18 protein-coding genes and 1 pseudogene are annotated in these 19,174 nt (G+C 62.4%); 5 read left to right on the forward strand and 14 right to left on the reverse strand.

Features of this window, described 5'->3' with window-relative positions; all coding sequences use genetic code 11:
• Nucleotides 1–49: 49 nt before the first annotated feature.
• Both chpT and C8264_RS03910 read left to right on the forward strand, forming a co-directional pair.
• Nucleotides 50–742, forward strand: a complete 693-nt coding sequence (gene chpT, locus C8264_RS03905; RefSeq protein WP_108459655.1) for a histidine phosphotransferase ChpT — start codon at nucleotides 50–52, stop codon at nucleotides 740–742.
• A 68-nt stretch (nucleotides 743–810) separates the two neighbouring features.
• Nucleotides 811–1,170: a response regulator gene (locus tag C8264_RS03910; protein WP_108459656.1), complete on the forward strand. Its 360-nt coding sequence runs from the start codon at nucleotides 811–813 to the stop codon at nucleotides 1,168–1,170.
• A gap of 122 nt (nucleotides 1,171–1,292) precedes the next feature.
• Here the strand turns inward: C8264_RS03910 and C8264_RS03915 are convergent, their stop codons facing one another.
• From C8264_RS03915 to ctrA, 4 genes are all read right to left on the reverse strand, one after another.
• Nucleotides 1,293–2,561, reverse strand: a complete 1,269-nt coding sequence (locus C8264_RS03915; protein ID WP_108459657.1) for an RNA polymerase sigma factor — start codon at nucleotides 2,559–2,561, stop codon at nucleotides 1,293–1,295.
• 65 nt (nucleotides 2,562–2,626) lie between these two features.
• Entirely contained in the window at nucleotides 2,627–3,493 is an 867-nt protein-coding gene (locus C8264_RS03920; RefSeq protein WP_108459658.1) for an alpha/beta fold hydrolase, read from the reverse strand.
• A gap of 113 nt (nucleotides 3,494–3,606) precedes the next feature.
• Nucleotides 3,607–4,758 carry a coiled-coil domain-containing protein gene (locus C8264_RS03925; RefSeq protein WP_108459659.1) on the reverse strand — a complete coding sequence of 384 codons (1,152 nt, stop codon included), beginning with the start codon at nucleotides 4,756–4,758 and terminating at the stop codon, nucleotides 3,607–3,609.
• 153 nt (nucleotides 4,759–4,911) lie between these two features.
• Nucleotides 4,912–5,619 carry a response regulator transcription factor CtrA gene (gene ctrA, locus C8264_RS03930; RefSeq protein ID WP_108459660.1) on the reverse strand — a complete coding sequence of 236 codons (708 nt, stop codon included), beginning with the start codon at nucleotides 5,617–5,619 and terminating at the stop codon, nucleotides 4,912–4,914.
• Nucleotides 5,620–6,041: 422 nt separating this feature from the next.
• On the opposite strand from ctrA, the gene fliI reads away from it, so the two are divergent.
• Nucleotides 6,042–7,370: a flagellar protein export ATPase FliI gene (fliI, locus tag C8264_RS03935; RefSeq protein ID WP_108459661.1), complete on the forward strand. Its 1,329-nt coding sequence runs from the start codon at nucleotides 6,042–6,044 to the stop codon at nucleotides 7,368–7,370.
• Nucleotides 7,371–7,423: 53 nt separating this feature from the next.
• Nucleotides 7,424–7,837 (forward strand): flagellar export protein FliJ, encoded by a 414-nt coding sequence (gene fliJ, locus C8264_RS03940; RefSeq protein ID WP_108459662.1) that lies wholly within the window; start codon nucleotides 7,424–7,426, stop codon nucleotides 7,835–7,837.
• Nucleotides 7,838–8,220: 383 nt separating this feature from the next.
• On the opposite strand, the gene C8264_RS03945 is transcribed toward fliJ, so the two are convergent.
• From C8264_RS03945 to fliF, 10 genes and pseudogenes are all read right to left on the reverse strand, one after another.
• Nucleotides 8,221–9,156, reverse strand: a complete 936-nt coding sequence (locus C8264_RS03945) for a PRC-barrel domain-containing protein (protein ID WP_108459663.1) — start codon at nucleotides 9,154–9,156, stop codon at nucleotides 8,221–8,223.
• A gap of 75 nt (nucleotides 9,157–9,231) precedes the next feature.
• Nucleotides 9,232–9,954, reverse strand: coding sequence for a PRC-barrel domain-containing protein (locus tag C8264_RS03950; RefSeq protein WP_108459664.1), 723 nt, complete (start codon nucleotides 9,952–9,954; stop codon nucleotides 9,232–9,234).
• Between the two features lie 318 nt (nucleotides 9,955–10,272).
• On the reverse strand, nucleotides 10,273–10,728 hold the full coding sequence (locus C8264_RS03955; protein ID WP_108459980.1) for a GNAT family N-acetyltransferase: 456 nt from the start codon (nucleotides 10,726–10,728) through the stop codon (nucleotides 10,273–10,275).
• A gap of 72 nt (nucleotides 10,729–10,800) precedes the next feature.
• Nucleotides 10,801–11,034, reverse strand: a pseudogene (locus C8264_RS03960) (putative quinol monooxygenase); the annotation flags it as partial.
• 2 nt (nucleotides 11,035–11,036) lie between these two features.
• The gene (gene flhA / locus C8264_RS03965; RefSeq protein ID WP_108459665.1) at nucleotides 11,037–13,172 is read right to left on the reverse strand and encodes a flagellar biosynthesis protein FlhA; all 2,136 of its coding nucleotides are present in this window, start codon (nucleotides 13,170–13,172) and stop codon (nucleotides 11,037–11,039) included.
• A gap of 119 nt (nucleotides 13,173–13,291) precedes the next feature.
• On the reverse strand, nucleotides 13,292–14,659 hold the full coding sequence (gene flbD, locus C8264_RS03970; RefSeq protein ID WP_108459666.1) for a sigma-54-dependent transcriptional regulator FlbD: 1,368 nt from the start codon (nucleotides 14,657–14,659) through the stop codon (nucleotides 13,292–13,294).
• Between the two features lie 11 nt (nucleotides 14,660–14,670).
• Entirely contained in the window at nucleotides 14,671–14,961 is a 291-nt protein-coding gene (gene fliN, locus C8264_RS03975) for a flagellar motor switch protein FliN (RefSeq protein WP_245892949.1), read from the reverse strand.
• Between the two features lie 53 nt (nucleotides 14,962–15,014).
• Complete coding sequence (locus C8264_RS03980) at nucleotides 15,015–15,671, reverse strand: FliH/SctL family protein (protein ID WP_108459667.1); 657 nt, start codon at nucleotides 15,669–15,671, stop codon at nucleotides 15,015–15,017.
• Nucleotides 15,668–16,744, reverse strand: coding sequence for a flagellar motor switch protein FliG (gene fliG, locus C8264_RS03985; protein ID WP_108459668.1), 1,077 nt, complete (start codon nucleotides 16,742–16,744; stop codon nucleotides 15,668–15,670). The genes C8264_RS03980 and fliG overlap by 4 nt, the downstream gene beginning before the upstream one ends.
• Before the next feature lie 5 nt (nucleotides 16,745–16,749).
• Complete coding sequence (gene fliF / locus C8264_RS03990) at nucleotides 16,750–18,378, reverse strand: flagellar basal-body MS-ring/collar protein FliF (RefSeq protein WP_108459669.1); 1,629 nt, start codon at nucleotides 18,376–18,378, stop codon at nucleotides 16,750–16,752.
• Nucleotides 18,379–18,536: 158 nt separating this feature from the next.
• Between fliF and C8264_RS03995 the strand changes: the two genes are divergently transcribed.
• Nucleotides 18,537–19,154, forward strand: coding sequence for a glutathione S-transferase family protein (locus C8264_RS03995; protein ID WP_108459670.1), 618 nt, complete (start codon nucleotides 18,537–18,539; stop codon nucleotides 19,152–19,154).
• Nucleotides 19,155–19,174: the final 20 nt, after the last annotated feature.

A 19,174-nucleotide genomic window follows, 5' to 3' on the forward strand; every position in this document is an offset into this window, starting at 1 on the left:
GGCACCTAGTGATTCTTGGCGCCTTGACGCCTTACGGAGATTGTCCCCCATGGCAGATATCATCGAGCTCCAGGCCACCGATCTTGCGGCCATGCTGTGCAGCCGAGTGTGCCACGATCTGATCAACCCCATCGGCGCAATCGGCAACGGGCTCGAAGTTCTGGCCGATCCCAACCAGGGGGAAATGGCCGAAGGCGCGCGGGACCTGATCGCCAGCGCCGCGCGGCAGAGCCGGGCCAAGCTTGAATTTGCGCGGCTGGCCTATGGCGCATCCTCGACGGCTGGCACCGATATCGACACGCGTGAATGCGAGCGCGTGGCGCGCATCCTGTTCGAGATCGAGAAGGCCGATCTGGAATGGAACGTGCCGCTGATCCTGTTGCCCAAGCACAAGGCCAAGCTGTTCATGAACATGCTGCTGATCGCGGCCATGTCGGTGCCGCGTGGCGGGCAGGTCACGGCCTCGATCACTGGCGAAGCAGGCAGCGAAAAATTCGAGTTCACATCCAGGAGCGACCCCGAAAAGCGGCAGAAGACGCTGATCCCGTCCGGCGCTGCCGGGCTGCTGTCGGGCATGCCCGAAGAAGGTTCGGTCGATGCACGCGGCATCCAGCCATTCTATACCGGGCTTCTGGCGCGCATGACCGATATGGAAATCGCCATCGGCATCGAGGATGCGGTGTTCTTTTTCAGGGCCACGCCGAAGGCTGTCGTTGAAGCGGCCGCCGAAGTCTCGGCATAATGCTAACCAATCGGTAGCATGTGTGGCACATAATCGGTATGTGCGTCAGCCTCTGCGGAACCGGTTCGATGAAATCCTGTCTGATCGTCGATGACTCCAGCGTCGTGCGCAAGGTCGCGCGGCGTATTCTCGAGGACATGGATTATATCGTCGAGGAAGCCGAGGACGGGCAGGAAGCCTTCGATAAATGCCGGCAGGAAATGCCCGACGCGATCCTGCTCGACTGGAGCATGCCAATCCTCAACGGGCTGGAATTCCTGAAGCTATTGCGGGGCTATGTCGGCGGGGAAAAACCGCGGGTGGTTTATTGCACGGTCGAGAATGACATCGGTGCGATTGCCATGGCGCTGAAAGCCGGCGCCAGCGACTATATGATGAAGCCGTTTGACCGGGCGGTGCTTGAGGCGAAGTTCGAGCTGGCGGCTTGAGGGGGTCGTTCAGGTGGAAGCTGAGCGATCTGCATAGCTGATAGATCGCACCCCTCACCCTAGCCCTCTCCCCTGAGGGCCGAGAGGACCAGATCGCGGGCTGGGCAGGATCAGGGCCGTCCTCATCCTATAGTTTTTTCCTCCGCCCGGCCCATCAGATAGGCGCGCTCGCGTTCGTTGCGGGTGAGGTCGGCGGCGCGGCGGAATTCCAGCATGGCTTCGGTGTGGCGGCCGAGTTTGCTCAGCATGTCGCCGCGAATGCCGTAGAGCAGATGATAGTTTTTCAGCGCCGGGTCGTCCTTGATGGTGTCAATGATGGCCAGACCTGCTGCTGGACCATTGGCCATGGAGACGGCGACGGCCCGGTTGAGCTCGATGACGGGCGAGGGGGTAAGCGCCGCCAGTTGGCCATAGAGCTGGGCGATGCGCGGCCAGTCGGTTTCCGCAGCGGTGCGAGCGCGGGCGTGGCAGGCGGCGATGGCGGCTTGGAGGGCATAGGGGCGGTTTTCACCGCCCAGGGCAATGGCCTGGTCGAGTGCGCGAAGACCGCTGCTGATCTGGTTCTGGTTCCAGAGCGAACGATCCTGGTCGCCGAGGAGGACCGGATGGCCCTTGGCATCGGTGCGGGCACCGGAACGGGATGCCTGAATTTCCATCAGGGCCAGCAGAGCATGGGCTTCGGAATCCTGTGGCACCAGCCCGACCAGGACCCGTCCGAGGCGAATGGCTTCGTCGCACAGCTGGGGACGAATCCAGTCCTGCCCGGAAGTGGCGGAATAGCCTTCGTTGAAGATGAGGTAGAGCACGCCCAGAACCGAGGACAGCCGCTCCGCGCGCTCGGGACCGCTGGGAACTTCGAAGGGAATACCGGCTTCGGCGATGGTCTTTTTAGCGCGCACGATGCGCTGGCCGATGGTGGGTTCGGCGGCCAGGAACGCGCGGGCGATTTCTTCGGTGGTGAGCCCGCCAAGCAGGCGCAGGGTAAGCGCGACGCGCGATTCCGCCGGCAGGATTGGATGGCAGGAGGTGAAGATCAGCCGCAGCAGATCATCGCCCACCTCGTCATCCATGGCCTCGTGCAGCGCTTCGATGTGGTTGGGCACATCGGTTTCTATGGTGTGGCCGACTTCAACCAGCTTAGTCGCGGCCATCTTGCGGTGGCGGAACAGGTCGATCGCGCGGCGCTTGGCCGTCTGCATCAGCCAGGCGCCGGGGTTTTGCGGGATGCCCGCCTTAGGCCAATTGCTGAGGGCAATCACCAGGGCGTCCTGCGCCAGTTCTTCGGCGAGAGAGATGTCGCGCAGCATGCGGGTCAGCCCCGCGATAAGGCGGGGCTGTTCATCTTTCCAGACGGCGCTGATGGCGCGATTGGTATCTGACTCGGTTTTCATCGCGGCGGATCAAACCAGCATTGACCTCATGCTGCAAGACGCCGCGCCACAGATGGTGTGGAGCCTTACATGCCCATGAAGCCAGCCGGGGTCTCGCCCTTGAGGAAGGGTTCGATGAAGGCACGGAGCAGGTCGGGTTGATTGATGACGGCGGTGTGGGAGGTTGCGGGCAGGATGGCGAGGCGCGAAGCGGGCAGGGGCTCGCCCATGTCGCCCATGACGCCACCGCCCAGGAGCCGGAACAGCGCAACATTGTGCTCAAGGGTGGAAACATCGGCGTCGCCGGCGATGATCAGCACGGGGGTCTTGAGCGTCTTAACGTCCGCTTCCCAGGCCATGGGCTCCTTTTCCAGCGCGATCAGCTTTTCAGCAAGAGCGCGAAAGCCATCGGGGTTGGGCGCGAGCTTCTTCCATTCTGCTTCCATCGGCGAGCCGGCAAACATGTCGGGGTTCATCTGTGGGATGAAATCGCGGAAGGCGGGCTGCCAGCCGGATTCGTCATAGGCAACCGAGGCGGCGACGAGCTGGTCGACCTTTTCGGGGTGGCGGATGGCCAGTTGCAGGCCGGCGGCGGCGCCCATGGAATAGCCGAACACATCCGCCTGTTCGAGGCCGACCTCATCCATGAAGGCGGCGACGTCGTCGGCGAGGTTGGGGTAGGTGATGGGGCGATCGATGTCGTTGGTGCGGCCATGGCCCTGCATTTCGAGCGCATAGACCTTGTGGGTATCGGCCAGCATGGGGATGATCTCGCCCATGGTGGGGATGTTCATATAGGCCCCGTGCAACACGACCAGCGGGTCACCCTCGCCGGAAATTTCGTAGTACATCTGCATGCCGTTGACCTCGACCGTGCTGCCGGAGGGTTCGGACTGGGCAAAGGCTGCGGTGGCCATGAGCAGGGTTGCGGTGGCAATCGTGGCGCGGATCATCTTGGGTTCCTTTCGTGACGCTGGCGAGCAAGTTGCTTCTGTGCACACGACGAGGGGGGATGATGGATTTCGACAGGGTTAGTGGCGGGACTGGCAATATGCCCAGACGCCGATCACTGGGCACGCTCGAAAGCCAGGCCAGAGAGGACGCAGCCTTCGGCGTTGCTGATGGTGAAGCCGTTGTCGTTGGCTTCCACCGGGCAGGTCATGGGGAAGGTAGCGTTGCCGATGGCGCCCTGGGCGTTGGAGAGCGATAGCTGGTTGTCGGTCAGGGTGTAATCGCCATTGACCGTGCGATTGGCGCGATCGGTGAGGGTGAACTTGCCATCGGGGTTTAGATCGAGGGTCATGCCGCGTGCCTGGCCTTCGCTGCCTACGGCGTAACGCCCGGTTGTCGCTGCCTCGTCGGAGGTGGCAACGGCCCGCGCGATCCGCTCTTCGAGCGTACGAAGTTCCTCGCCACGCTGGGCCAGGGTTTGGGCGAGTTGCTCCACCTGCGGCTGCAACTCGTCGCGCTGGTCCTGATAGCCCTGGACTTCGGCGGTCAACTCATCGCGGCGGGTCTGCAATTCCGCCACCTGCTGCTGCAGGGCCTGCAGATCGGTGCCGGCGGTTTCGCTTTGAATGGCAAGGTCGGCGAGCTGGGTCTGCGCAGTGGTGAGCTGTTCGCGTGCGGTCTGCAACTGGCTCTGGAGTTCGGCCAGATTGCTGGTGGCGGAGGCGGCTTCGCTGGTGAGTTGGGCTGAATTGGCGGTTGCCGTAGCTTCCTGCTGACGGGCGGCCTCGAGGCGGGTGCCGATATCGGTGAGCTGCTGGTTGGCGGTATCGATCTGGGCCTGCAATTCCTGCTGCTGTCCGGTCAGCTCGGCGGTGAGCTGGGTCGCGGCGTCGGCCTGCTCCTGTAGCGTGGTTGCCTCGGCGCGGCGTGCTTCAAGATCGGCATTCACCGCTTCAAGGTCAGCCTGTCGCGCGCTGAGTTCGGTGCGCACTGTTTCCAGCGAGGCTGTGCGCGCGGCGACGTCCTGTTGAGCCGTGGCAATTTGCGTGTTGAGTTCGTCGAGGCTGCCCTGGGCGGCTTCGTGGTCGGAAAGGCGCTGGGCCAGATCATCGCGCTCGCCCGTCAGCGCCACGATGGTTTCGCCCTGCTGGCCTGAATAGGTAGATGAATTGATCCACATGGCGATGAAGGCCAGCCAGCCTGCCACCGCGATCACGAGAATGATCAGCACAAGCGGATCGCGCAGGCGTTTGGAAACATCAGACATGTCGGCTAGCCCCCGAGTTCAACTCACAAACGCTAACGCTTGTGCATCAGCCAAGTTCCTGCCGCCTTGATGCGACCAGTAAAGAACAAAGAAAACCCCGCGGGACTTGCGTCACGCGGGGCGGATTGGAACGACGAAGGGTCCTGAAGGGGATCAGGCGACGTTTTCGGCGTAGACTTCGCTTTCGTCGGGCTCGCGCAGCACATAGCCGCGACCCCAGACGGTTTCGATGTAGTTCTTGCCGCCGGTCGCGACCGAAAGCTTCTTGCGCAGTTTGCAGATGAACACGTCGATGATCTTGAGCTCGGGTTCGTCCATGCCGCCATAAAGGTGGTTGAGGAACATTTCCTTGGTGAGCGTCGTCCCCTTACGCAGGGAGAGCAGCTCAAGCATCTGGTATTCCTTGCCGGTGAGGTGCACGCGCTGGGTCTGCACTTCAACGGTCTTGGTGTCGAGATTGACGGTGAGCTCGCCCGTGGTGATGACCGACTGGGCGTGGCCCTTGGAGCGGCGCACAATGGCGTGGATGCGGGCAACCAGCTCGTCCTTGTGGAACGGCTTGGTCATGTAGTCGTCGGCGCCGAAGCCGAGACCGCGCACCTTGTCCTCGATGCCGGCGAGGCCGGAAAGGATCAGGATGGGGGTCTGAACCTTGGCGACGCGGAGGGTGCGGAGCACCTCGTAACCGCTCATGTCGGGCAGGTTTAGATCCAGCAAAATAATATCGTAGTCGTATAGTTTGCCGAGATCGACGCCTTCTTCACCGAGATCGGTGGTGTAGACGTTGAAGCTCTCGGACTTGAGCATCAGCTCGATGCTCTGCGCCGTAGCGCTATCGTCCTCAATAAGGAGTACCCGCATTATATTCCCCTTGTCATTCGTTCCTGCTGGAACCGTGGACCTGGCCGCCCACGCCAACCCTACTGGATATGACTGAACCCTAAGCCCAAATAGTTAACAAAGTTTAATTCAGTTGGGCAATACGCAAACGGCGTTAGGGTGAATTAAGTCTAAGTTGTTGAAATTTAACGGTTAATCTTATCAATTTTTCTTAAGAAAATGGTTTAACTCGGCCCGCTAAGCGACTCTGTGGACTCAGGCATTGCGGGGTCTGTCGGGGGTTTGGAGGAGGGCCCGCGCAAAGCAGCGGACGGAATGCTCCAATGCTTGGAATAGCGCTTTTGCGTTAATGATCAGTTACGATCTGATTCGCACCTGCAAGGGGCCACGGCCACATGGAAACCATATTTTGGCCACGGCGATGAACGGAAGCTGGACGCATTATGAAGGCGCTTATTTCGGCCATCGATGCCATTGACGACGTGGAGGTCTATGGACGGGTAAAGTCCGTGCAGGGCCTGCTGATCGAGATCGTCGGGCCGGTACGCGAATTGCGGGTCGGCGGACGGGTGAGCATCGAAACCGTCAATGACGAGCAGCTTGCCGCCGAGATCATCGGCTTCAAGGACGGCCACGCGCTATGCCTGCCATTCGGGCAATTGGGCGGGGTGCGGCTGGGCTGCAAGGCGGTGTTCCAGCGCAGCGACGGGGCGGCGTTTCCCTCCGAAGGCTGGCTCGGACGCGTCATCAATGCGAATGGGGAGCCGATCGATGGCAAGGGGCCGCTGCCGCGCGGCGCGACGGCCTATCCCTTGCGGCAAAATCCGCTGCTGGCGCACGACCGGGTACGGGTGGGCGATCCGCTGGATCTGGGGGTGCGATGCCTCAATACCTTTACGACGGTGTGCGAAGGGCAGCGGCTGGGGATCTTTGCCGGCTCGGGCGTCGGCAAGTCCGTGCTGATGAGCATGCTGGCGCGCAACACAAATGTGGACGTTGCGGTGATCGGGTTGATCGGCGAACGCGGGCGCGAGGTGCACGAGTTCATCCAGGAATATCTGGGCGAGGCGGGGCTGGCCAATGCCGTCGTGGTGGTGGCGACCTCGGACGAAGCAGCACTGATGCGGCGGCAGGCGGCTTATATGTCGCTGGCGCTGAGCGAATATTTCCGCGACCAGGGCAAGCGGGTGCTGTGCATGATGGATAGCCTCACGCGCTTTGCCATGGCGCAGCGCGAAATCGGGCTGGCCATCGGCGAGCCGCCGACCGCCAAGGGTTATCCGCCGACAGTGTTCACGGAATTGCCACGTTTGTTGGAAAGGGCCGGACCTGGAACGCCTTCGACCGGTTCTGTTACCGGACTGTTTACCGTTTTGGTGGAAGGTGATGATCACAATGAGCCCATTGCGGATGCCGTGCGCGGAATTCTCGACGGGCACATCGTAATGGAGCGCGGCATTGCCGAACGGGGTCGTTACCCGGCCGTGAACGTGCTCCGGTCCATCTCGCGCACCATGCCAGGGTGCGTGCCGGTTGATTTCCGGCCTGTCCTGCAAAAGGCGCGAGAGCTCATGTCCATCTATTCGGACATGGAGGAACTGATCCGGCTTGGGGCTTACCGGAAAGGGTCAGATCCGAAAGTGGACCGCGCGATTGCTATAAACCCGGCACTTGAGGCTTTTTTGAGCCAAAGCCGGGAAGAAACGACGACGATTGCGGAGGGCTATAAAATGCTCGAGGCGATCGTCAGCGAAGCAGGCGCGGCAGACTGATGGGACCTTTGTTCGGGTCCCGGAACTGACTTGGTGTGTAAGGAGTACAGGTCTTGAAATCGCGCAGCGAGAGCCTCATTCGGCTCAAGAAGTTCCAAGTGGACGAGAAGCGCCGTCAGGTTGCGCAGATCGAGATGATGGTCCGAGATTTCGAGCGCATGGCGGGCGAACTCGACCAGCAGATCGAAATCGAGCAGACCAAGACCGGCATTTCGGACGTCGCCCATTTTGCCTATTCCACCTTTGCCAAGGCCGCGATGACGCGGCGCGACAATCTGCTGGCTTCGGCCAATGACATGCGCGGCAAGCTCGAAACGGCGCAGGATGGCCTGGCCGAGGCGCTGGAAGATTTGAAGAAGGTGGAACTGCTGGATCAGCGCGAGCATCAGCGCGAGAAGGATGAGCAGCTCAAGGTCGAGCAGTCCGAGTATGACGAGATCGGGCGCCTAAGGTTTTCGCGGCAGTAGGATATCGCGGGTTTTGGTTGAGTTTTCACCCTCGGGGGTTGTCCCGGGGGTGTTTTGTTTTTGAGGTCTGCTGTCGGGTTGATGGGTATCGGGGCTGGCTGAGCGTGGAGTGATGCGGCGGGTTTTGCACCCCTCACCCTAGCCCTCTCCCCTGAGGGACGAGGGGATACCTCCGGTGTGAGCCACAAATCGTGTCTAAGCCCAACCACAACGTCATTCTCGCGAAAGCGGGAACCTCTGTTTTTCTTGCATCCATCGCCAACAGAGGTTCCCGCTTTCGCGGGAATGACCCGGTGGAAAAAGCGCACAAAGTGAACACTCCCTCAGGAGGGGCCAGAGTGAGGGGTGCGTAGTTGCGTAATCGCCGATTGGCTATCAACGACCTACGGGTTGATCACCATGCGTTGGGTGTCGCGTTGGGCGGGGTAGGTCTCCGGGTCGTATTCGGGTTGGGCTTCGAGCTGTTCGCGCGAGGTGTTGAGGAACAGGTAGCGGTTGCCGAAGGTATCGGCTGAGAAGGTGAGGTTGTCGAAGCCCACGGCGACAGGCTTGGCGCCGAGGCCCAGGAAACCGCCGACGTCGACGATGACGGCATCGAAGCTGCCGTCCGGATTGGGGATGACGTCGCCGATGGTGCCGATGAGTTCATCGTTGATGCCATAGACGCCGATGCCGCGCAGCTCGTCGGCGGTGAGGCCCGTTTCATCGAACTCGGAGAAGCCGGAGCGATCGAGCGGCGTCGTGATGGTCTGGCGTTCGGGCTGGTCGGTGGTGAGGGCCGGATCGACCTGGGTGGCATTAGGGTCGCCTTCAACCATTTGTTCCTGTTCTTCGGCCGGGCTCATGGCGGGCTCGCCGGTGGTTTCCTCGCTATCGCTCCAGATAAAGGCAGGGGCAGCTTCGAGCGTTTCCGCGGTTGCGCCCAGGACCCAGCGGCGGGTGCCGTCTTCGCGCTCGGCCCATTCGAGCTGGGTGAAATCGACGGCCACGTCCTTGCTGCCGACGCCGAGGAACCCGCCAACGCCAATGACGACGGCGGAAAGCCCTTCGCCCGAGGTGACCACGAGGTCATTAACGGTGCCGATCTCCTCGGCATCGTCGGCGGTGGAGGTGTAGACCGTTTCGCCCAATAGCTGAGTGACCAGGATATCCGCTCCGCCCGTGGAATAGCCTTCGGACAGTACGGTTGGCGGAGTGAGGCCAATCTTTTCGAGTTCACTTGGCGCCTGGGCTGCAGGAGCCGGGGTCGCATCCTGAGCAAGGGCTGGCGCCGCCAGCAGCAGCACAAGGCTCGAAACGAGGGTGACGCGATGCAACATGGCTTTCTCCAACAAGGACGCAAGGCAAAGGGCCGACCCGAAGGCCGGCCCTCTAAAATCATAATCCGTGAAGGATTAGTTGGTTGCGGGAGCCGCAGGAGCCATGGCGCCACCATCGGCAGGAGCCATTGCACCGCCATCAGCCGGTGCCATTGCGCCGCCATCGGCTGGGACATCGCCGGCGTCAGCTGGCTCGTCTTCTTCCCAGACGAATTCTGGAGCAGCGTTCAGGGCATCAGCCGAAGTGGGAACGACCCAGCGTTCGGTGTTGTCGGCTGCGACCACGAATTCCAGCGTTTCGAAAGGAACGGCAACGGACTTTTCGCCAATGCCGAGGAACCCGCCGACACCGATCACCACAGCAGTGATCTGGCCCTGCTCGTTGAAGATGATATCGGTGATGTTACCGATTTCCTCAGCGTCGTCGCCTGAGGACGAATAGACGGGCTGATCGATCAGTTCGGAGCCGAGATTGTCGCTGTCGACCGCGGTGTAGCCAGCCGACATATCCCAGGCCTCGGTTTCTGCAGCATCAGTTGGTGCAGCCGTGGGTTCGGCTTCCACTGGAGCAGGCGCGTCAGCGGTTGGCGCTGGTGCGGCATCGGCCGGAGCGGCCGCGTCGGCGGGAGCAGCTGCATCAGCAGGAGCGGCTGCATCAGCAGGTGCCATTGCGTCGGCTGGTGCCGTTTCCGTCGTGGCAGGTGCGTCCGTGCTCTGAACAGGAGTCGCGTCCTGAGCGATGGCGCCCGCGGACATCAGAGCTGCAAGTGCCGTAGTGGCCAAGAGTGTGCGGATCATTATAGGCTCCATGAGTTCATTGTTGTTATGAACGGGCCGTGCGGTACAAAACTTTCCCGGTCGCGTACCGTGCGGCCCATGATGCTTTGACAACGCCATGACCCGCGATGTGTTCCGCCAATGTTGTGATCGAAGGGCGTTTTTCGCCCAAAAGAAAAAGCCGGTCCTCAAGCAGAGGCCGGCCTTCTCCCCGCCTCCCTGGCGGTTTTTTATTGTGCGGAGCGAGCTTAACCGAGCGTCACAACTCCCCTTGTCCCAGACAATACAGCAGGATGAATGGCGGGCAATGAGGAAGCCTTTAACAGGCTTAACTGCTTGCTAACTGGTTAATACGGCCGTGTCGCGATCATAGGTGCGCATGGCGCGATGGGGCATGCCGCCATCCATGAACTCGGGACCGAAGGCGGCAAAGCCGAGCTTTTCGTACATGGCGAGCTTGTCGGACTGCGCCGTCAGGTAGAAGCGATCGCGCCCGCCGGCACGCGCATGATCCATGGCAGCCAGCATCAGCCGTTTAGCAATGCCGCGGCCGCGGAAGGCCTGGCGCACGGCGACGCGGCCGATCTTGTGGTGTTCGGGCTTGTCAATGAGGCGCAGCGTGCCGACCACTTCACCCTCGGCAATGGCAACGAAGTGAGTGGCGGTCATATCGTCGGCGTCGTGTTCGTCCTCTTCGGGCACTTTTTGTTCCCAGACAAAGACTTCCCGCCGCAGCGCGAAGGCGGCGTTGCACAGGGTCGAAAAGGGCGGGGTGATGAGGATGGTGACGGACATGGGGATCAGATTAGCTGAGGAGGTGATGGTATAGTGTCGCGGCAGGCCGGCGGTAACGCGGGCCCAAGCCGAGGCGCCGGCGCGCCGCTGATGGGCATCGAAGGCGGCCTGGTCGACGAACAGTTCGCAGACCAGAAACCGGGTCGGGTCCTCGGTACTGGGTACGACCTCGAAACTGATGCAGCCGGGCTCGGCGCGCGTCAAGGCGATATGATCCGGCAGAGCCTGGGTGACGGCAGCCAGCCGGTCGGGAGGCACTTCCAGATAACCGGTCAACTGCACCTGACCCGTATTGGTCGATGCCATAGTCAGACGCTTCCCACGGTCTTGAGGCGGATGCGGGGGTGGACCTCGTTCTGGCTCATGACGACGGTTTGCGGGCGGAAACGCTCGATGATGGAGCGGACATGGGGGCGGATGCCGGGCGAGGTGATGAGCACGGGCAGTTCACCCATCTGGGCGGCGCGTTCGAAGGCTTGCTGCACGGCACCGATGAATTGCTGCAGGCGCGAGGGTGCCATGGCCAGGTGCCGGTGATCGCCTTCGCCCACCATGGCTTCGGCGAAATCGCGCTCCCATTGGGGCGACAGGGTCAGGAGCGGCAGATTGCCGTCGGGGCCAAGATTGGCGGCACACAACTGGCGGGCGAGGCGCGAGCGGACGTGCTCCGCAATGACCTGCACCGGGCGGCCGGGCGCCGCGATTTCGGCGACGGCTTCAAGGATGCTCGACAGGTCGCGGATCGAGATGCGCTCGTTGAGGAGGGTCTGGAGCACGCGCTGCAGGCCCGAGACGGTGATGAGGCCGGGGACGATGTCCTCGACGAGCTTTTGCTGTTCCTTGGAGAGGCCGGCGAGAAGGGACTGCACATTGGCGTAGCTGAGAAGGTCCGCAACGTTGGCTTTGAGCACCTCGGTCAAATGGGTGGAGATGACCGTGGATGGATCGATGATGGACAGGCCGCGCAGTTCGGCTTCGTCGCGCAGGGCGGGCTCGATCCACGTGGCGGGCAGCCCGAACGTGGGTTCAGTGGTGTGGTGGCCGGGCAGATCGATCTTGTTGCCGTAGGGGTCCATCACCATGAGCTGGTTGGCGTAGATCTCGCCGGCGCCGGCTTCGACTTCCTTGATGCGCACCTTGTAGGCATTGGGCTCGAGCTGCATGTTGTCGAGGATGCGCACGGGCGGCATGATGAAGCCCAGTTCGGCCGCAAGCTGGCGGCGCAGGGCCTTGATCTGCTCGGTGAGGCGGTCACTGCCGTTCTCGTCTTCCTTGACGAGGGCGAGGAGGCCGTAGCCCAGCTCGAGCTTGAGCTCGTCGATCTTGAGGCTATCGGTGATCGGGGCTTCCCCAGGCGGGGTGGCGCCGGGGGCGCCGGGTTGCGATGCGGCTTTGGTAAGGGCGGTGGCGGCTTCGGCCGTTTGCCTTGTGTCCTTGCTGCGCGCGGCGCGCCAGGCGACATAGCCAACGCCGCCGGCCAGCGCCATGAACGGGAGAAACGGCATGCCCGGCAGGAAGGCCAGCGCGCCCATGACGGCCGATGACATGCCAAGCGCACGGGGATAGCCGGTGAATTGGGCGGAGAGGGCCTTGTCGGCCGAGCCGGTGACGCCGGATTTGGACACGAGGATACCGGCGGCAGTGGAGACGATCAGCGCCGGGATCTGAGAGACAAGGCCATCGCCGATGGTGAGCAGGGTATAGACGTTGCCGGCTTCCTGGAAGGAGAGGCCCTCCTGCATCACGCCGATCAGAATGCCGGCAGATACGTTGATGAAGGTGATGATGAGGCCGGCAATGGCGTCGCCGCGCACGAATTTGGAGGCGCCGTCCATGTTGCCGAAGAAGGCGCTTTCGCCTTCCAGCTCGGCGCGGCGGCGCTTGGCGGTGTCTTCGTCGATCAGGCCGGCCGAGAGGTCGGCGTCGATGGCCATCTGCTTGCCGGGCATGGCGTCGAGGCTGAAGCGGGCGGCAACTTCAGCGATACGGCCAGAGCCCTTGGTGATGACGATGAAGTTCACGATCACGAGGATGATGAACACCACGAGGCCGATGACGAAATTGCCGCGCGTGACGAAATTTCCGAAGGCCTCGATGACGTGACCGGCGGCGTGGGTGCCTTCGTGACCATCGGAGAGGATCAGGCGGGTGGTGGCCAGGTTCAGGCCCAGCCGCAGCATGGTAGCGATCAAAAGGACGGTCGGGAAGGACGAGAATTCGAGCGGCTTCTGGATGAACAGGGCCGTCATCAGGATCATCACGGAGAAGACGATCGAGATGGCGAGCAGGCCGTCCACAAGCAGCGCCGGCATGGGCACGATGAGGATGACGATGAGCCCCATGACACCGGCGGCAAGCGCGATGTCGCCGGAACGCAGGAGGTCGACCACCGAAGATGGGGTGGGAATCTTGAACTTTGCGTGCTGGCTGGGGAGGTCGGTCATGGGGTGGTTGTCCGAGTAGACCTCATCCTGAGCCCGTCGAAGGACGGGGTCGTGGCACCATGGTGGGCACGACCTCGTGGTTCGACAGGCTCACCATGAGGTCTACGGGGGGATTTCATCTATGCCACGTTCCGCCGTTCGCCGGGGTCGGGCACGTTGGTGCCTTCGTCGGCGTATTGGTTGAGCTTATTGCGCAGGGTGCGGATGGAGATGCCCAGGATGTTGGCGGCATGGGTGCGGTTACCCAGGGTATGATCGAGGGTGTCGAGGATCAGGTCGCGCTCGACGTCGGCCACGGTGCGGCCGACAAGGGCCGCGGACATGGTTTGGGCAGTTTGCGCCAACTGCGCGGAGAGTGAACTGGCGGCGGCGACTTCGGTGAGGCCCATGCCGTCGGGCAGCACGATTGCGTCGGGGCCGATGACACTGCCGGAGGACAGGAGCACCGCGCGATGGAGGGTGTTTTCCAGTTCGCGCACATTGCCCGGCCAGGGCGCCTTGATGAGGGCATCGCAGGCGTCGGGAGAGAGCGTGCGGGTGGGCAGGCCGTTGGCCTTGGCGTATTTGGCGACGAAGTGCTCGGACAGCGCCAGGATGTCGCCGGGGCGATCGCGCAGGGCGGGAAGTTTCAGGTTGATGACGTTGAGGCGAAACAGCAGGTCCTCACGGAAACTGCCTTCGCGGACGGCTTCGCTGAGGTTGCGGTTGGAGGTGGCGAGGATGCGGATATCGACCGGCACGGGCTTGCCGCCGCCGACGCGATCGATCAGGCGCTCCTGGATGGCGCGCAGCAGCTTGGCCTGAAGGCGCACGTCCATTTCAGAAATTTCATCAAGCAGCAGGGTGCCGCCCGAGGCTTCCTCGAACTTGCCGATGCGGCGGGCGACGGCGCCGGTGAAGGCACCCTTTTCGTGGCCGAAGAGTTCGGATTCGAGCAGCGCTTCGGGGATGGCGGCGCAGTTGACCGAGATGAACGGCTTGTTGGCGCGCTTGGAGCGGGCGTGAACGTATTTGGCGATGACTTCCTTGCCGGTGCCGCTTTCGCCAGTGATCAGGATCGAGGCGTCGGATGGGGCGACCTGGTCGGCCATGCGGACGACACGCTGCATGGCTGGATCGCGGAACAGGAAATCGGAGCTTTCCCGGGCGACCGCGGCGATGACGGCTGCGATCAGTTCGGCGTCGGGGGGCAGGGGGATATATTCCTTGGCGCCGGCGCGGATGGCATTGACGGCGGCGGCGGCATTGGCTTCGACGCCACAGGCAACCACGGGAATGGCGATGCGCTCGGCTTCCAGCCCGGAGATCAGCCCGGCAATGTCCATCAGCACGTCGCACAGCAGGAGGTCGGCACCACGGCCGGCGCGCAGGGCGGCCAGCGCGATCTCGACCGACGGCGCATGGGCAACCTTGGCCCCGCCATTGATCGCCATCACGGTGGCTTCGCTCAATTGCCCCTCAAGGGCACCGATGATCAGCAGACGCATCCTCGCCTCCCTTATTGTGGTTTGATGATTTCAGTCATGGTGACGCCGAGCTTGCCATCGACCAGCACGATTTCGCCACGTGCCACGAGGCGCTCGTTGATGAAGATTTCCACCGCTTCGCCAACCTGGCGATCCAGTTCGATCACCGTGCCGGTATCGAGCTTGAGCAGGGCGCTGACAGGCATCTTGGTGCGGCCGAGCACGACCGATATGCGAACGGGGACGTCGAATACCGCTTCCAGATCGGCGGCGGTGCGTTCGATATAGCTGTCGGGACCGGCGCCCTTGCCGGCGGGGGACATTTCTTCAAAAGTCATGTTTTCACGGGTAGTGATGTCGTCGGGATCGGAAGCGCTCAATGGCCGCTCTCCTGTTGATTGTCCCGGCCGCGGGCGGCGGCCAGGAAGGCCATGATCTTGCGATCGATGTCCTTGGAAATTTCGCCGATGTCACGGACGAGGCCACCATCGACCCATTCGAGCTTGCCATCGCCCAGGCGCACATCGGGGTCGCCCATGACGATCAGCCGGCCGGAAAAGCCGGAGGTGTGCATGTGGGCGGTGGCGATGTCGCGGATCTCGTCGGCAATGGCGGGATTGCAGCGCACGACCAGGTGCGGTACCCCGCCCAGGCTTTGCATGCACTCGGCAATGAGGGCTTCAAGCTCGACGGTGGGATGGCGGGCGAGAAGGTGCAGTGCCAGCTTGCGTCCGATGCTGGCGGCCATTTCGATCGCCTCGCGCTTGGCGGCAAGGCTCGCATCATCGAGCGCTGCAACCATTTCCGCGGTCTGGGTCGCCAAGGTGCCTGCCGCCGCCGCAAGGGTCTGGGCGGCCATGGAGGCTGCGTTACGCTCACCGGCGGCCAGGCCTTCTGCGTAGGCATCCTCGCGGGCCTGGGCGACCAATTGGGCGACCAGTTCCTCGGGCACGGTCGGCGCTGGCGGCGCTGACGGGATGGTGCGCTGGCCCAGATCGAGATCGAAGGTGAAGCGGGCGGGTTGAGCCATCATGCCACCATCTGATCGTCGGCCTTGGACTTCATGATCATGATTTCGCCCTTGGCTGCCAGATCCTTGGCGGTCGAAACCATGCGCCCCTGGGCTTCGTCCACGTCCTTGAGGCGGACGGGGCCCATGGCCTCCATGTCATCCTTCAGCAGCTTGGCGGTGCGGGCCGACATGTTGCTGTAGAAGGTTTCCTTGAGGCCTTCATTGGCGCCCTTGAGCGCCAGGGCGAGTTCACGCTTGTCCATTCTGGTGAGCAGGGTCTGGATCGCCGAAGCTTCCAGCTTGCCCAGATCCTCGAAGGTGAACATCAGCGACTTGATGCGCTCGGCATCGTCGCGATTGTGTTCTTCGAGCGTAGTGATGAAGCGTGCTTCGGTTTGGCGGTCGAAGCTGTTGAAGATCTCCGCCATCTGCTCGTGACTGTCGCGGCGCTTGGAATGGTTGAGGGTCGACATGAATTCCGTGCGCAGCGTGGTCTCGATTTTTTCCAGAATCTCCTTTTGAACGGGATCGAGGCCCAGCATGCGCTGGACCACATCCATTGCGAGTTCCTCCGGCAGGACGGCCAGGACCTTGGAGGCATGATCGGTGGCGATCTTGGAGAGCACCACGGCGATGGTTTGGGGATATTCGTTCTTGAGATAGGCGGCGAGCACGTCGGCCTGCACGTTGGAAAGCTTTTCCCACATGTTGCGGCCTGCGGGACCACGGATCTCTTCCATGATGGAATCGACCTTTTCCTGAGACAGGAAGCTCAGGAGCAGGCGTTCAGTGCTGTCGGTATTGCCCGAGAGCGACCCATTGGAGGTGATGGTGGTGACGAACTCGATCATGAGATCGTCCAGCATTTCCTGGGTGATGGGCCCAAGGCGCACCATGGCGCGGCTGAGTTGCTTGACCTCGAGTTCGTCCAATTCGTCGAAGATGGGCTTGCCATAGTCGGGACCCAGGGCCAGCAGCAGGGCCGCGGCCTTTTCGTCGCCGGTCAAGACGCGCTGGTTGCTGGTATCGCCAACAATGAGTTGCTTGGGGGCGTTGGCGTCCGGAACCTGGGTGGATTGGGAAACGAGGGCCATGGCGGTTACGCTGCGTTACTGAGCCAGTCGCGCACGATCAGCGCGGCCTGGCGGGGGTTTTCTTCAACAAGGGTGCCGACGGTCTTGAGCGTCTGCAGCTGCGTTTCGCCCATGGATTTGGCATTGGCGACCCAAGCCGGGGTCTTGTCGCGGTCCTGCTCTTCCGGTTCGTCGCTGATAACCAGGCCATTGGCCGACAGAACGCCGTGATGGCCAAGCTCGGCGGCGCTGGGCAGGGCGAGCGGCTTGGTTTCGGGCGTCAGCACCTTCTTGAGCAGCGGGCGCATGACAAAGAACACCAGGGCCAGGGCGATCAGCAGGGTCACGGCCATTTCGGCGCCGTTCATCAGATCGTCGCGGGTGAAATCGAGCAGGCCGCCAGCGGCGTCAGTGCCCGGAACAGCCAGTTCGGGACGCTCGGCGAATTGCAGGTTTACCACCTGGACCGTGTCGCCACGCGCTTCCGAATAGCCGACGGCGGAGCGCACCAGCGTGAGGATTTGCGCCACTTCCTCAGCCGAACGCGGCGAATAGGTCGAATTGCCCTCGGCGTCGGTGGTGTAGACCCCATCGATCACTGCAGCGACCGAGAGGCGCTTGAGGGCGCCGGCTTCGGTGACGGCGGTCTGGGTGGTCTTGGAAATCTCGTAATTGGTGACTTCTTCGGTGGAGCTGCCCTGATCGGTGGGGCCGGTGCCGGCGTTTTGGGAAGCGCCGGGCAATTCGTTGGCAACGGTCACCTGGCCATCGGCGCCATTGGTGAGGTTCTGCGATTCGCGGGTCTGGGTGGAGCGGACGACCTGACCTTCGGGGTCGAAGGTTTCCTGCGTCGTGGTCGAGCGATTGTAATCGATCTCGGCAGCAACCTCGACGCGGACCCGGCCGGCACCGACGATATTGGCCAGCATGTCCTCGACGCGGGTGCGCAGGCGATTTTCGTAACCAAGGGTGCGCTCGTCGGCTGCACCGGCCAGCGCGCCTTGCTCGTTTTCGGTACCTGACGCGAGCAAATTGCCTTGGTCATCGACGATGGAGACGCGGTTCGGGGTCAGCCCTTCGATGGCGGAGGCCACGAGGTGCTGCACGGCGCGAATTTCGCTGGCGGAAAGCTGTCCGCGTACCGCCAGGACGATAGAGGCGGATGGGTCCTTGCGCTCGCGGCGGAACAATTCGCGCTCGGGCAGGACGAGGTGGACACGGGCCGACTTGATGCGGTTGAGCGAGGTGATGGTGCGGGCCAGTTCGCCCTCAAGTGCACGGACATTGTTGATGTTCTGCACGAAGCTGGTGGCGCCCAGCGTCGATTGCTCATCGAAAATCTCGTAGCCGACCTGGCCGCGCTGCGGCAGGCCGGAGCCGGCCAGGTTCATGCGCAGGGTGGTGATCTGGTCGCGCGGCACGAGGATGGTGTCACCTTCGCCGCGCAATTCGAACGGCACGTTCTGGGTCTGGAGTTCGGCGACGATGGCGGAAGAATCTTCCAGCGACAGGCCGCTATAGAGCGGGGCGAGGTTGGGCGTCTGCGCCCGCAGCATCAAAAAGCCGAAGAAGCCCAGCATCAGCACAGCAACGGTGGCCATGGCCGCGAGACGCGGCAGGCCTATGCGATTGATGAGCTGGGTAAGATTGTCCACGCTGCACTCGTTTCGGGTGTGGCCAAAGCGACGCAGGGAGCGTGGCAGCCGATGGGCAAAAATTACCTAGTAGATGGTAAACATTGTCTTAACTATCGGTTGCTGTTTGCAAAATGGCGGCAGAAAGTGCCGGGCGAGATGAAGGAAAGGTTAGCGCAGTGCTGAAGATTCTGGGACGGGTGACGTCGATCAATGTGCGCAAGGTGCTTTGGGCGCTGGATGAGTTGAGGCTGCAATACGAACGGGAGGACTGGGGTCTGCCTATTCGCGACCCGAAGGTGCCCGAGTTTCTCGCACTCAATCCGAACGGGCAGGTGCCGGTGCTGATCGAGGGCGATTTCGTGCTGTGGGAGAGCAACGCCATCCTGATCTATCTGGCCGAGCGTGAGGGTGTGCTGCTGCCGCAGCATCTGGAATCACGGGCGCTGGCGCTGCAATGGCTGGGCTGGCAGGCCTCGGAGCTCAATCCGCCGTGGGGCTATGCCGTCAATGCGCTGATCCGCAAGACGCCTGGCTATGACGATCCCGAACGGATCGCGCATTCGATTCGCCAATGGGGCGCCAAGATGGCGTTGCTGGAGGAGCGGCTGGCCAAGGGCACGGCGTTTGTGGCGGGGGATGAATTTACGATTGCCGATATTGCGCTGGGGCTTTCGGTGCATCGCTGGATGAGCGTGCCGGCGGACAAGCCGGAATTGCCGGCGGTGGGCGAGTATTACGAGCGGTTGATGAGCCGGGAGGCGGGGGCGAGATGGATGGGGGCGGAGACGCCTTAATTCCTAAGCTTCACCACCAA

Origin of the sequence: Devosia naphthalenivorans (assembly GCF_003056355.1) — a bacterium.
In the GTDB taxonomy this organism is placed as follows: Bacteria; Pseudomonadota; Alphaproteobacteria; order Rhizobiales; family Devosiaceae; genus Devosia; species Devosia naphthalenivorans.